At 46.5% G+C, this 14555-nt stretch carries 6 protein-coding genes; 2 read left to right on the top strand and 4 right to left on the bottom strand.

What is annotated here, in order from left to right:
- Window positions 1–6: 6 nt before the first annotated feature.
- Both B5F91_RS03675 and B5F91_RS03680 read right to left on the bottom strand, forming a co-directional pair.
- Entirely contained in the window at window positions 7–3255 is a 3249-nt protein-coding gene (locus B5F91_RS03675; RefSeq protein ID WP_087427755.1) for a SusC/RagA family TonB-linked outer membrane protein, read from the bottom strand.
- A gap of 528 nt (window positions 3256–3783) precedes the next feature.
- The gene (locus tag B5F91_RS03680; RefSeq protein ID WP_087427756.1) at window positions 3784–6138 is read right to left on the bottom strand and encodes a beta-galactosidase; all 2355 of its coding nucleotides are present in this window, start codon (window positions 6136–6138) and stop codon (window positions 3784–3786) included.
- Between the two features lie 214 nt (window positions 6139–6352).
- Here B5F91_RS03680 and B5F91_RS03685 point away from each other — a divergent pair, with 214 nt between their 5' ends.
- Window positions 6353–8281 (top strand): family 43 glycosylhydrolase, encoded by a 1929-nt coding sequence (locus tag B5F91_RS03685; protein WP_144025066.1) that lies wholly within the window; start codon window positions 6353–6355, stop codon window positions 8279–8281.
- A 50-nt stretch (window positions 8282–8331) separates the two neighbouring features.
- Window positions 8332–10782 (top strand): alpha-L-arabinofuranosidase C-terminal domain-containing protein, encoded by a 2451-nt coding sequence (locus tag B5F91_RS03690; RefSeq protein ID WP_239416229.1) that lies wholly within the window; start codon window positions 8332–8334, stop codon window positions 10780–10782.
- Between the two features lie 149 nt (window positions 10783–10931).
- Here the strand turns inward: B5F91_RS03690 and B5F91_RS03695 are convergent, their stop codons facing one another.
- Together B5F91_RS03695 and B5F91_RS03700 are read right to left on the bottom strand one after the other, a co-directional pair.
- Window positions 10932–12584 (bottom strand): hypothetical protein, encoded by a 1653-nt coding sequence (locus tag B5F91_RS03695; RefSeq protein WP_087427758.1) that lies wholly within the window; start codon window positions 12582–12584, stop codon window positions 10932–10934.
- Between the two features lie 108 nt (window positions 12585–12692).
- Window positions 12693–13952 carry a hypothetical protein gene (locus tag B5F91_RS03700; protein ID WP_204244658.1) on the bottom strand — a complete coding sequence of 420 codons (1260 nt, stop codon included), beginning with the start codon at window positions 13950–13952 and terminating at the stop codon, window positions 12693–12695.
- Window positions 13953–14555 lie beyond the last annotated feature (603 nt).

The raw sequence follows: 14555 nt of genomic DNA on the forward strand, positions 1-14555 counted from the left end.
TTAGAGTTAAAAGTTCAAGTAAATGCCACAGAGGTAATTCGGCTTGGCATAGCCCCCCAGCAAGTATTTGGCATCATCACTTTTGGCTACGGTAAACGCGTTTTCCATGCCTATCATGATGCGTGCGTTTTTTACATAGAGTTTGCTGCACACACTGGCAGGCAGGCGGTAAGTGAGCGATAAGTTTTTCATCCGCCAATTGCTGGCGTCGATGACATTGACCGATGAGCGTGCATACATATTATAATAGTTGTAGTTGTAAAGCTCGCTTTCCGAAGAAATGTAGCGCGGCACATCCGTATGTGCTTCGTCACCGGGCTGCTGCCAACGTTCGGCAATGCGCTTACTTACAGGACCCATGCCTGAAAGATAAGCCACGTTAGTATTGCGCATTTTGTGTCCGCCTTCGAAAAGGAACTGTGCAGCCAGTTCCCAGTTGCGCCAACGCAAGGAGGTATTGATGGCTCCGCTATAGACAGGTACCGTAGTTCCTAAATAAATAAGGTCTTCTATTTCGGTCGGTTCCATGTCGGTAAACAGGTTCCCTTCCGCATCATAGACTTGCGGTGTACCGTTTTCGCTCAATCCCGCCCACTTGTATCCATAGATAGCATTATACGGGTTTCCTACACGTGGATAGGCAGAAGGATAATCGATGACAAGATACGAAACCGGCGCTTCTACATTGACGTATGTCACTTTGTTCTTGTTGTATCCCAATACACCGCCGATGTCCCATGTCCAATCTCGTGTGCTGATGGCGGTGCCTGAAAGCGAAAGTTCGAATCCTTGGTTGGTCATCTTTCCGTTGTTGATGGTATAGGTGCTATATCCCCAGCCTTCGGTAGGCACACCGTTTGTATTGGCAAGCAAATCGGAACCTTTCTTATTGTAGTATTCGATAGAACCGTTCAGCCGGTTTTTCAGGAGGGAGAAGTCAATACCGATGTTGACAGTAGTGGTTTTCTCCCAACGCAGGTCGGGGTTTGGGCGGCTTTGTATGCTTCCCGAAATGCCGCCTACGTGCATGTTGTTGCTGTAATAAGCTGTCATGTAGGGAGCCGAGTTCTTGGCGATGTTGCCGCCGATACCGTAGCTGAAGCGCAATTTGAGCATATTTACCCACTCTACATCGTTCATGAACTTTTCATGGTTGACGTTCCATGCCGCACCTACCGACCAAATGGGGCGTTTCTGGTATCTCGAACCGGTGGCGAACAGGTTTGTCTTGTCCCATCGGATGCTGCCGGTCACGGTGTATTTGCCGTCGTATGTATACGCCGCGTTGCCATAAAATGATACGTACCGGTTGGTAAGCTCACGGATATAAGCCGCATTACTGGTGCCGAAGCTGCCCCATCCCCAAATGCTGCCCATGGTGCTGAGCGCGGCTTGGTCGATGAGTGAATACGTCAGCAGGTCGGGGTCGTAATTATATAAGGTGCGGTTGTCATAGTTGTTCTTGTTCTCGCGCGTCTCGGTTCCGAAAAGTGCCGTTACCTCATGTATGCCGCCGAATGTCTTGTTGAAATCCAGTTGCTGGCGGAAGTTATAGGCATGGGTTACATTTCCCGAGGTAAAGAAGATATTGCCGTAAGGGATATTGAACGTAGCCATACCATCACCGTTTGCCGAGGCGTATGTATTGATGGTATTACGCACATCATACGATTCCTTATTCTGGAGTTGTTCGGTCGTATAATTCGCATATTCATATTGGAACGAAGCCGTATATTTCAGCCAGTCGGTAAACTTAAAACTCAGGCGAGCGAAAGTACGATTGCTGAAATTACGATGGTCTGTCAGATTCATTCCAGTTTCGTCCAATGGCGTAATATCAAGGTTGTACAGCCCGTTGGAAACCAGCGTACTTATTTGTGATGCGTTGTAACGGTCTTCTTGTCGGTTGGTATACCGCGTGCCGTCATCGTTCATCAATCCGTCGTAAGGCATGAACGTATAGCCGGGCGAGAAAAGACTGTAACTTTGCGTTGTACCGCTTCCGTAATTGAGGTAAGTGCCTACCTCCAAGGTCAGCCATCGGGTAATTTGGGTCGAGTTCTGCAGGTTGATACCAATGGAGCGGTTATCCGAAAACTTGTCGCTCATCTGTTGTCCCTGATAGCTGACCGAAGCATTGAATGTGTTTCGTTCGCTTCCTTTACCGATGCTCAGGTTGTATTGTTGCGTAAAAGGATTGCGCATGCCGTAGCGTTCTATATCATCGTAATAACGATAACCGCGCGATGCCAGTGATGTCAGGCGCGCGTTCATATCGGCTTCGGACAGTGTTCCGGCATAATACCCTAACAGGGCGCGGATTCCTTGCGATGTGTAGGTATTGTCATCCAACAGGCTTTGCGCATAAGCAGAAGCCCCTTCTCCCTGCAAATTAGGATTCTGTGCTGCCCATTCTCTTTCCAGTCCTATCATAGTGGCAGCATCAGCAAGATACTTGTCGGCATAGGTAGAATAAGGCTGTACGGTAAGTGTGGCAGAGAATGAAATGTTGAGCTGGTCTTTCTTGGCACGCTTGGTAGTAATAACCACAACGCCGTTTGCCGCACGTGCTCCGTAAATGGAAGTGGCGGCTGCATCCTTCAGTACGGTAATACTTTCAATGTCTTCAGGATTCATGTCGGGCACGCTTTCTATCCAGTTGCCGTAACCATCATTGGTAGTCTTCTCTACAGGGAAACCATCGATGACATACAAAGGAGTAGTCAGTCCGTTCATGGAAGTGACTCCACGGATTTGCCCGTCGCTGAATCCTGCCACCCGTCCTTCCAGCATCGAACTGATGTCCGGTATGCGTTGGGTTTCCAGCTGATCGGCATTTACTTTCGAGAAAGCTCCTGTTGCCCGCTCCTTCGAAATGGTCTGATAACCCGTCACTACCACTTCGTCCAGCAGTTCGGTAGCAGGCTGGAGGTGAATGGCATAATCAACTGCTGCCGTCAGGCGAACCCGCTGGGTTTCGTAGCCTACAAAGGAAACCTCGATTTCTTGTGTTGATTTGGGAAGTGTCAGACTGAAATGACCGTTCATGTCTGTGATGATGCCGGCAATGGAATTGCCTTCTGCCTCAACTACCTGTTTAACGTATGCCGCAGGAAGCGGTTCGTTATTTTCATCGGTCACGATACCGTGAATGGTACGGTTATACGCACCTTGTGCCATTCCTTCAAGAGTGAGCAGCCAAATAGCTGCCAAAGTCAGGAAGAAACGGTAGCGATAAAATGTCGTTCGTTTCATACTTTCTTGTGTTGTTTAAAGGTGTTTCATTCGCTAAAATTGTTGCAATATTACAAAATTGTTTTAATATATGAAAGCAAATCCTGAAAATATTGTAACGGAATGCCACTAGAGCATCTAGAATACGTCAACCGGATATTTCTTGAATCTCCCTTTAAACATTACCAACCATCCAGTGGTTCGGCATGAAACGAATATTTCCCACTATTTCCGATAAAGAGCATGAATCAGGGAAAGCCCCCATAACAATATGCCGAGTTTGTAATGCCACAATCCTATGGAAGAGCCTGGTCCTTCCACATAAGCTACCAGCAAGATGCCCGTAACTGCCACAATCAAAAAGGCTATGGACAGGAAAAAGGTTATCAGGCGTTTGCATCTTATTCTAACATAATAAAATAAGCAAACGCATACGGCTTCATCACTCGATGAAGCCGTATGCGTTTGCTTATGAACTTGGCTTCGTTTGCCTATGCAGCCGTATGCATTTTTGACAGCATACGGCTGACAGTTTGACAAAATAAAATATCAATACTTGAAGTTCCCTTCTTTCACATATACCTTAAAGTCTTTGATGCCTCCGGGCACGTTGCTTTCCATGCGGGGCAAATATTGGATGGCGGTCAGAGTATGCTTTGCGCCCAAGTCGATTACGACCGTATGAGGATAAGCCGAACCGGCTTCGGTGCTCCAGTAAGTAGACTCTTGCAAGTCGAAAATCTTATCTGCCGAGCGGTTTACCTGCGATACGTCTTCGCTATCGGCATATTTCACCACCCACGGCTCGCGAGAGAGGCGTTCTCCGTTTTCGTCAAGGAGATACATTTCAGCAATACATGCCAAGTCTTTTCCGTCTTGCGCATTCAAGGCTTCGATGCATACATAACGTCCCGAAACCGGCTTGCCGAACTTCATTTCCTGCCATCCGTTGCCTGCCTTGAAGCTTCCGCTCAATACCGGAGTTTCGCCCGAAAGTTTCAGTTCTTCGCCTTCATTGCGGTGTGTCAACGGTTTATTTACTAATAATTGGTTCAGGATAGGTTCTTCCAAACCTTCTGTACGGGCTTCTTTCGGACCTACGATATCAAATACAAGGATTTCGTTTTCGCCTTCCTTCAACCAGCAACCCGGCATGTAAAGCGTCTGCTGAGGACCGATTTCCCAAATACGTCCGATGCCATATCCGTTCACATAAACCAAGCCTTTGCCCCATGTCTCGAAGTTCAAGAATGTATCGCCCGGCTTTTCTACTTGGAACGTAGCCCGATAGCAGCCCGGAACACGCTGGCCCTGAGCGTCTGTAACCGACTTCAACGGCTCGAACTTCAAGCCTTTATACCATTCGTAACGGTCTTCTAAGTTATATACCTTCCAGCCTTTCAGTTCGGTAGTGCGTCCGCCGTTCTTCAATGTTACGCTTCCCGTGATACCTTTGAAGTCCTTGATAGCCCGTCCGAAATTGATACGTCCCATAGCTTCTACCAAGATATCCAATTGCGCGCCTTCCTTACAAGCCGGAATATCCAATTGCTTTTCCCCGTTCCGACGGTCTAATTTGCCGATGTATTTCCCGTCGATGAAGATTTGGGCGTAATCATGAGCCTCGTCCACGGTCAGTGTAGCCGAAGCGTTTACTTTAGGCAAAACAGTCCGGTAAAGGATGCTTCCGAATCCTTGGTCGTACTCTTCCATGGTGCGGAGGGTATCATCGCTCTTCGGCTCGGGCAGGTTGGCGAATAACGGAGCCATTTCGGTAAACTCGAAAGCCAGAATGCTGATAGTCGGAATGTTATCGGGCACTTTAGCCTGCTTCTTTCCGTCCATGTACTTAGCCAATGTGGCACGCAATTTTTCATACTTCGGAGTAATTCTTCCCGATTCGCTGATAGGTGCGTCATAGTCATACGAAGTCACATCCGGCGCAAATCCGGGCGAGTTAGCACCTGCCCAGTGTCCCCAGTTGGTACCGCCGTGAGTCATGTAAAGGCTGAACGAAATACCCTTTGAAAGCATTTCATCAATGCCGGCAATCATATCATCTGCCGCACGGGTCTCGTGGTTGGCTCCCCATTTGTCGAACCATCCGCTCCAGAACTCGCTACACATCAAAGGGCTGTCCGGACGCACTTCTTTCAATGGAGCGAACTGCTCGTCGATATTCGCGCCCGTACCGAAGTTCATGGTCCATACAAGGTCATCCAACGCATTCAATTGGAAATTAGACGCCCAGTCGCATTGGAACAAGGTCACATCGCCGAAGTTCTCACGCACAATGTCGCGTATCTTGGCTACGTATTCCTTGCTTTCGCCATACGAGCCGTATTCATTCTCTACCTGTACCATAATAATAGGACCGCCCTTCTGGATTGTCAATCCTGCCACTTGGTTCGCAACTTCTTTCTCGAAGATAGCCACACGTTCCAAGAAATAAGGGTCGTCTTCACGCAAACGGATGTCTTTCTTCTTCAGAAGCCACCAAGGCAGACCGCCCATTTCCCATTCGGCACATACGTATGGTCCGGGACGAAGGATGACATACATATCGTTCTTCTGGCAAAGGCGGCAAAACTCAGCCAAATCCTTTTGTCCGGTGAAGTCGAATTCTCCCGGTTTCTCTTCATGGAAGTTCCAAAAAACATACAGGCAAATCGTATTCATGCCCAACGCCTTACATTGCTTGATGCGATGCTCCCAATAAGCACGCGGGATGCGCGGGTAATGCAATTCGGCTGCCTTTACCACAAAAGGCTCTCCGTTGAGCAAGAAAGTCCCCTTTCCTGCTTCGAATGTTCCACTCTCAGCTTTTGGCGAACACGACTGGAAGCCAGCCATCGCCCCGAACGAAAGCAGAAGCGACACGCCAATGGTTGACCATTTATTCATACATCTCTTTTTTAAGTTAACAAATAAGTTTCAATAAAGCCGTAGCCTCTCTCGACCACAAAGATACGAAAAAATAACGCTCAAAATAGAAGCAAATCTGTCAAATTACTATGGTAAACCAATCAAAAGCATCAGAAAATGTTCTTTATAACAAATAATCACTTATCTTTGTTTAGCAATTTAATTAACCTAACCAAATAAATAAAGACAAACCATGAATTACAAAAACCGAATGCTAACCTTGCTCGCATTATTCGCTTTCGCGTTTAATGCTTCTTGGGCTTTCAAACCGGAAGAAAAAGACTATGTGGGCTATCTTTTCACGTATTTCACCGGAAACCATATCAGCGAAGAAGCAATATGTTTCGGCGTCAGTATGGACGGCTATTCCTTTTATGCTTTAAATGATAACAAACCGGTGCTCGACTCGAAAGTCATCAGTTCGACCGGCGGTGTGCGCGACCCGCATATCCTGCGGTGTGAAAACGGAAACACATTTTATATGGTCGCAACCGATATGGTATCGGATAACGGCTGGGACTCGAACCGCGCCATGGTGATGCTGAAATCGAACAACTTGGTAAACTGGTCACATTCTGTCATCAACATACAAAAGCGTTATAAAGGACAAGAAAAGCTGAAACGTGTATGGGCGCCGCAAACCATTTTCGATAAAGAAGCAGGCCAATACATGGTGTATTGGTCGATGCAATACGAAGGCGGACCGGATGTTATCTATTATGCTTACGCCAATGAGGATTTCACCGACTTAACCGGAGAACCGAAACCGTTGTTCATCCCAGCCGACAAGAAATCGTGCATCGACGGGGATATTGTCTACAAAGACGGTATTTATCACCTGTTCTACAAAACGGAAGGACACGGAAACGGCATCAAGGTAGCCACTACCCATTCGCTTACTTCAGGCGAATGGAAAGAAAGCCCCGACTACAAACAACAGACCAAAGAAGCGGTAGAAGGTGCAGGCACATTCAAGCTCATCGGCCAGGACAAATACATCCTGATGTATGATGTATACATGAAAGGAGCTTACCAATTTACGGAAACCACCGACTTGGAACATTTCAAAGTCATCGACCATGCCGTAAAGATGGACTTCCATCCGCGCCACGGTACCGTTATCCCTATCACACGTGCCGAACTGAAACGCATTACTGATGAATGGGGCAAGCCTGAAGAATTGGGCGAATTGCCTCAGAATCCGGTATTGCCCGGTTTCCATGCCGACCCTGAAGTGCTCTATTCAAAACAAACCGGCAAATACTACATCTATTCCACCACCGACGGACAACCCGGCTGGGGAGGCTGGTATTTCACGGCATTCTCTTCGTCCGACCTGAAAGACTGGACATACGAAGGAGTGATTCTCGACCTGCGTTCTCCGCAAGTACCTTGGGCAAACGGAAACGCATGGGCACCAGCCATCGAAGAGAAATTGATTGACGGAAAATACAAATACTTCTTCTATTATAGCGGAAACCCGAACGACAATTCAGGCAAGCAAATCGGTGTAGCCATAGCCGACTCGCCTGTAGGTCCGTTTAAAGACAAGGGACAACCCATCATCACCGATTCACCAACCGGAGGAGGACAACAAATAGACGTAGATGTATTTACCGACCCGATGACTGGTACACCTTATATATATTGGGGCAACGGTTACATGGCAGGAGCCGAACTGAATAGCGATATGGTATCGGTAAAAAAAGAAACAATCAAAGTATTGACCCCCAAAGGCGGAAGCCTGAAAGACTATGCGTATCGTGAAGCTCCATACGTATTCTATCGGAAAGGCACGTATTATTTCTTATGGTCGGTAGACGATACCGGTTCGCCTAACTATCACGTGGCATACGGCACTTCCGATTCTCCTCTCGGTCCGATAAAGGTAGCCAAAGACCCTATCGTCACTATCCAAGACCCGGAGAAAGAAATCTATGGTCCGGCACACAATTCGGTAATACGCAAGCCCGGTACCGATGAATGGTACATTGTATATCACCGCATCAATAAAAACTACTTGGATAAAGACAAAGGTCCGGGCGTACACCGCGAAGTCTGCATCGACCGCCTGGAGTTCAACGAAGACGGAACCATCAAACGCGTCACATTAACCAAATAAATACCACACCTATGAAACACTTTGCATGGATTGCAGCCTGTTGTGCCGGCATGGGGCTGGCGCCTATGCAGGCACATGCCCAAGAAGGGTTAAGCCAACCCGATTCGATTTACTTGTTCTCGTATGCCACCACTCCCGATGAAGGACGAAGCGGACTGAAATTCGCTTGGAGCAGAGACGGAGAAGAATGGTTCAGCATCGGAAACGAACGAGGATACGTGAAATGCGATTATGGAGCTTGGGGAGCGGAAAAACGGATGATAAAACCCGAACTGTACCGCGACGCTCAAGGCGTATGGCATTGCGTATGGCAACTGAACGGAAACGGGAAAGAATTCGGACACGCCGCCTCTGCCGACCTGCTAAACTGGAAAAGACAGAGCTACTTTACCGATGCCCAATACAAGGAATATATCTCCGATGCGTGGAGCAAATATCCGCAACAGACCGCCAAGATAAATAACACGCCCGAAGAAGGTACATTGCAAAAAGTCGCTTGGTATGACGTAGAACGCCTGCAACGGTTTGCCGAAAGTTGCGAATACCGGAATCAGTTGTATAATGAGCAAACCGACCAAGACAAGACCCGTTTTGCCGACCTCAAACCTGTCAATTTAGAACTGACCGTACAACCTGAAAAGGAAAAAGCCATCAGCGATAAACTCATCGGTGTATTCTTCGAAGACATCAACTATGGAGCAGACGGAGGCTTATACGCCGAACTGGTACAAAACCGCGACTTCGAATATGTAGCAGGAGAAAACCACCGGATCAAGGAATGGGGACCTACATACGCCTGGTCTTTGAAAGGCAAAGGAGCGGAAATGAGCATACAAACCTCCTCTCCCATTCATCCAAACAACTCGCACTACTTATCCTTGAAAGTAAACCAAGCCGGAGCGGAACTGAGCAATACCGGATTTGACGGCATGGTCATTAAGGAAGGCGAGAAATACGATTTCTCATTCTTCGCCCGCACAGCCGGAAAAAGCGGAAAGGCAAAAATCAGCCTATACAGTCCTGACGGCTCTGTACTTGCCAACAAAACGGTAAGCATATCTTCTAAAGACTGGAAAAAAGTTTCTACAACCCTACAGGCAAAAGCCTCTGCCGATGCTGCCACATTGGGCATAAGCCTATTGACAGAAGGAGAATACGACTTGGACATGGTTTCACTCTTCCCTCAAAATACCTTCAAAGGACATAAGAACGGACTCCGCCCCGACCTTGCACAAGCCATTGCAGACATCCGACCGCGCTTTGTGCGTTTCCCCGGAGGTTGTGCTTCGCATGGACAAGGATTGGAAAACATCTATCGCTGGAAAAATACGGTAGGTCCATTAGAAACCCGCAAGCCCATGAAAAACATTTGGGGATACCATCAGACCATGGGAATAGGCTATTTCGAATACTTCCAGTTCTGCGAAGACATCGGTGCCGAACCTTTACCGGTAATTGCTGCAGGTGTGCCTTGCCAAAACTCGGCATGCATTCCGGGCAAATTGCTGAGCGGAGGGCAACAGGGAGGTATTCCAATGGAAGAAATGGACGCATACATTCAAGACATCCTTGACTTGATTGACTATGCCAACGGTGACCCGAAGAAAAGCCAATGGGCTAAACTGCGTGCAGAATCGGGACACCCGAAACCGTTCAACCTGAAATACATCGGAATAGGAAATGAAGACCTGATAACCGATGTTTTCGAAGAACGTTTTACCTTGATTTATGATGCCATTAAGAAACATCATCCCGAAATTACAGTTATCGGCACAGTAGGCCCGTTCTATGAAGGAACAGATTACGAAGAAGGCTGGAACTTGGCAGACCGCCTGAACGTGCCAATGGTCGACGAGCATTATTACAATACACCGGGCTGGTTTATCTACAATCAGAACTATTACGACAAATACGACCGCTCGAAATCGAAAGTCTATTTAGGCGAATATGCTGCCCACTTGCCCGGACGTCCCAATAATATTGAAACCGCATTGGCAGAAGCCCTGTATCTGACTGCTGTAGAAAGAAACGGCGACATGGTGTTGATGACTTCGTATGCACCGCTATTGGCGAAAGAAGGCTACACGCAATGGAATCCGGACCTGATTTACTTCAACAACAAAGAAGTAAAACCCTCGGTAGGATATTATACCCAATTGCTGTATGGTCAAAACTCAGGCGACCGTTACCTGCCTGCCGAAAGTAAAATTGATAACAACCGGAACGATGTACGCAGCCGAATCGCTTCTTCCATCGTGCGTGACAGCCAAACCGGAGATTTAATCATCAAGTTAGTTAATCTGCTTCCCGCAGCTGTCAACTCCCAACTGAATCTTCCGGCAGACGCCAAAGACAAGCAAGCCAAAGTAACCGTTCTCTCTGGAGACCCTGACGACCAGAATGCCAAACCGGTAGAAAAGGCTTTAGAAGCCAGTGATAAGTTATCTTATACCTTACCGCCTTACTCATTCAGCGTAATCCGGTTCTCGGCAAAAGAATAACTATCTCAAAATAGGAAGTACTCTTTTCTTGTCTAAAGGAACGAAGTGAAGAATCTCGGAAACATAAACAAAATGTACACGAGATTCTTCACTTCGTTCCCTTAGACATTACTTTTTGATAATCAGATTCTACTTTAATGTCACATTCTTTAGAAATTCACCCCTAACGTAAAAAGCAACTGATGACGGTCGTGATTTACTTTAGCAGGCAGATTAGTACGTCCTACGATAGAATTGCCATCGGTCGAGAACTGATAATCATCGAACATATAGAAATCCGACTTATAGAAATCGTACTTATAAGCCACATCACAATAGAACAAGTTGCCACGATAACCCAAGCCTAATGTCAACGTATTGCGAGCCTTCAGGTTATGATATTCCGGGTCGGTACGGGTCACATCGTAAATAATCTGATCATTCAAATTCGTCGACAAATTTGGAACATAGCGTGCCGAATTATCCTTAATTGGAGAAGTCATGTAATTATATCCTGCACGGAAACTGAACTTCGGCGTTAGTTTAGCTTCCATACCGACACGCACCGTATGAGTGCTTTGCAAGTATTTATCAACCGCTTCATTCGAAGATGCCAATTCATATCCGTCCCGGTCTTTGTACTTCGAAGCACCGTAATTCGCATACTCATATTCGGCATCCAATGCCAATACAGTGCCCACCGTTGTACCCATACTTACATTCACCTTCCAAGGCGTATTCAGCAAATAATCCCAGCCATACGCGCCCGAAGGCAGATAATCGCCTAAATTCTCACTATAATCCTCTGGCATAGCCAATACACTGGTACCTAAAGTTGATGTATACGTATCCGATAAAGCATACCATATCGGCGTATGTATAGCCAAGCCAATACGGAAAGGAGAATACTCGAAAGGACGGATTATGGCACCTAATTTCAAGTCGAACCCCGTACCTTCCGTATCAAACCAATTATTCAAGGTAAATCCTCCATTATCTTCTCCATTATCATCCACTATATTTTCTGCATACGAAGAATACCGGTGATAATTGATATCATAAACGCCTAATGTCAAACCAAAATAAAAACGGTCTTTTACGTTAAAGGAAACATTGAAATCGTATGCATTGATTCCTCCCTCTTCCCTACTATAATATTCTCCATTCTGACCGTTCCATCCCAACATATAAAAATCATCTGTAACTCCTTCATCACCCGAACTGGTCACCAATCCTGTCCGTGCTCCCATCATTCCCAAGAAAGGCGTATACAAAAATGCATCCGAACGGTAAGGATTGCCAATATTCAGCAAATTATCAAAAGCTTCCTGGGAATATACATCACCTGAACCAAGCAACATATCCTGCATCTGCCACGTCATGGAAGCGCCATTCAGATTACCGCCTGAAGAAAACTGACGGTTGAAATTAGCCAGTTTATGATAGTTGAAACCGAAATTCAAGTATCTCAAATCAGTCCGATTCCCTATTTTCATGCTATATACAATGCCGATTTGGTCAAAGGATGCCCGTGTCCGCTCATCTTTCACTATTGAGCCTCCCAAATCACTCTCCGTCATATTTTTATTGAATCCGAACGATACAGAAACATCATTGCTTCGAAACAATCCGATACCTGCCGGATTGGTACTCATCGTTGATATATCTGCACCAAGGGCACTCATTGCACCACCCATACCGACATAACGTGCCGTGCCGTTTAACTCTCCTACTCCGAAACGAGCGGCATCATATTGCGTTTGAGCAACAACAGCCGAAGCCATCATTGCCAATATTCCAAAAGAAATTATTCTTGTTTTCATTTTGTCTCTTTTTATTCTTTACCAATACCTGCATTCTACCAATTCATTTGTTAGGGGCGTATGCGATACGCCCCTACATCGATGCTTTGCGAATCTCGTATCTAATACCTATCTTCTACGGCCTCCACCGCCCGAAGAACGGCTTACGCCACCTCCGCCTCTGTTCATGCTTCCACCGCTGCTCCGGTTAAAACTTCCGCCCGAACTACGGTTGAAACTATTGCTTCGTGTCGTTGAATTGCGGTTAAACGAATTACGATTGCTATTATTATAATTCACGCTCCGGCGTGTACTGCTCGGGCGATTATACGATGAACCCGTACGGTCTACACTCCGGCTTGGACGTGTATATACACCTTGCGAACGGGAACCTGAACGTATCGTTCCTGTAGAATTGCCGCTTCGTATAGCAGTTCTTCCCGGACGGACAGATTGACTTTCACCACGTGTTCCAGAGCCTTGCACAACTCTTCCGATAGATGAACGGCGTATTGCGGTATTTCCTCTTGCTTGGCTTAAACTTCCAGTAGCAGGGCGTGAATGCGAAACACTCGTTGCATAACGTGAAGATCCGCGCGTATGCGAACCGCCTGAAGTCATATAACGTGTCGGGCGATAATCGGTAAATCCCGGACGGTGATGCCATCCTCCACCGCCCCAATAAGGATACGGATGATGATGCCACGGACCCCAATAGCCAGCGTACCAGCCGCCCCAATAGCCGCCATACCAATACGAAGAATACCAACCTCCATAATACCAAGGCGAATGCCAGCCCCAGCCATATCCCCAACGCGGACCGGCTATGCTCCAATTCCAACGCCAGTCCCACCATAACGGATTGGTATAAGTAGGGAATACATACGCATACAATCCGTCATCGTATACGTTCCAATCCCACGAAGGATAAGCGCCATACACCACGTCCCAATACAACGGACTGCTTATCGGTATGGCGTATGCCGGACTACGGAAACGGACGATACGCATGGCATATTCGTAATCATCCTGCGAGCCTTCGAAACCGTTTACCCACTCACCGCGTTCGCCGTAAGGTTTCCCCTCTATATATAAGGTATCGTTCTGCATGCTGAACGTATTCTCTCTTGATGTGTACCTGCGGTTGTACTCATCAATATCGCGCGTCTTCCCCGTCACATCCTTTACCACTACCGTTGTTGCAGGGGGAACTGATGCCGTTGTCGTTGTAGTCGTTGTTGTCTGCCTTGTCACCTGACGCACCTCTGTTTTCGTTTCCGCTTTCTTCTCTTTCTTCGGAACGAAATAAAGGTCATCGTTCTGTGCCATAGCCAGCCACGGCAAGCAAGCTATCAACAACGCAATTCCTAATCTCATTTCCACTTTCATATACCTATTCTTTTATTATTTTCTTTCATGCCTTTTTCAGCAATACAAAGTTAACAAGATTCTTCCATTTTGCAAGTAGGAAATCCCTATTTCCTGATAGGAATTTCCCTATTTTCTTCATTCGGCAAGAAGCTCTCGCACGCACGTTTTTATATTGACTTTACACACATACGGCTTCATCGGCTTACGAAGCCGCATGAATCAGCCAACACATACGGCTTCGTAAGCCGATGAAGCCGTATGCATGTAAGAGCGTTACTTATTCTTTTTTATAACGCATTATCCTCTTGCTGTTTTTTCACTCAATATCAGACTTTTAGAAAGACAAGATACAGAAAAACACAAAAAAACAGGCCCAATGTGTACAATTTGTAAAATATTACATTATATTTGCACTAAAGAAAAACATACAAACCAGACTAAAAGCTATGAGATACACAAAAGAAAACTTTTATGCAGAACATCAAAAAAACGGCTGTTCCGGATGCATTCTTTACATCTGCCTTTTGTCTCACCAACAGAAATTGGCGGAAAAACGATTATATTTTATTCTTACTGCAATACATCGGCACCTCCGGTTATTTGTAACACCTGCTTGAACAG

This window comes from Bacteroides sp. An322 (assembly GCF_002161765.1).
In the GTDB taxonomy this organism is placed as follows: Bacteria; Bacteroidota; Bacteroidia; order Bacteroidales; family Bacteroidaceae; genus Phocaeicola; species Phocaeicola merdavium.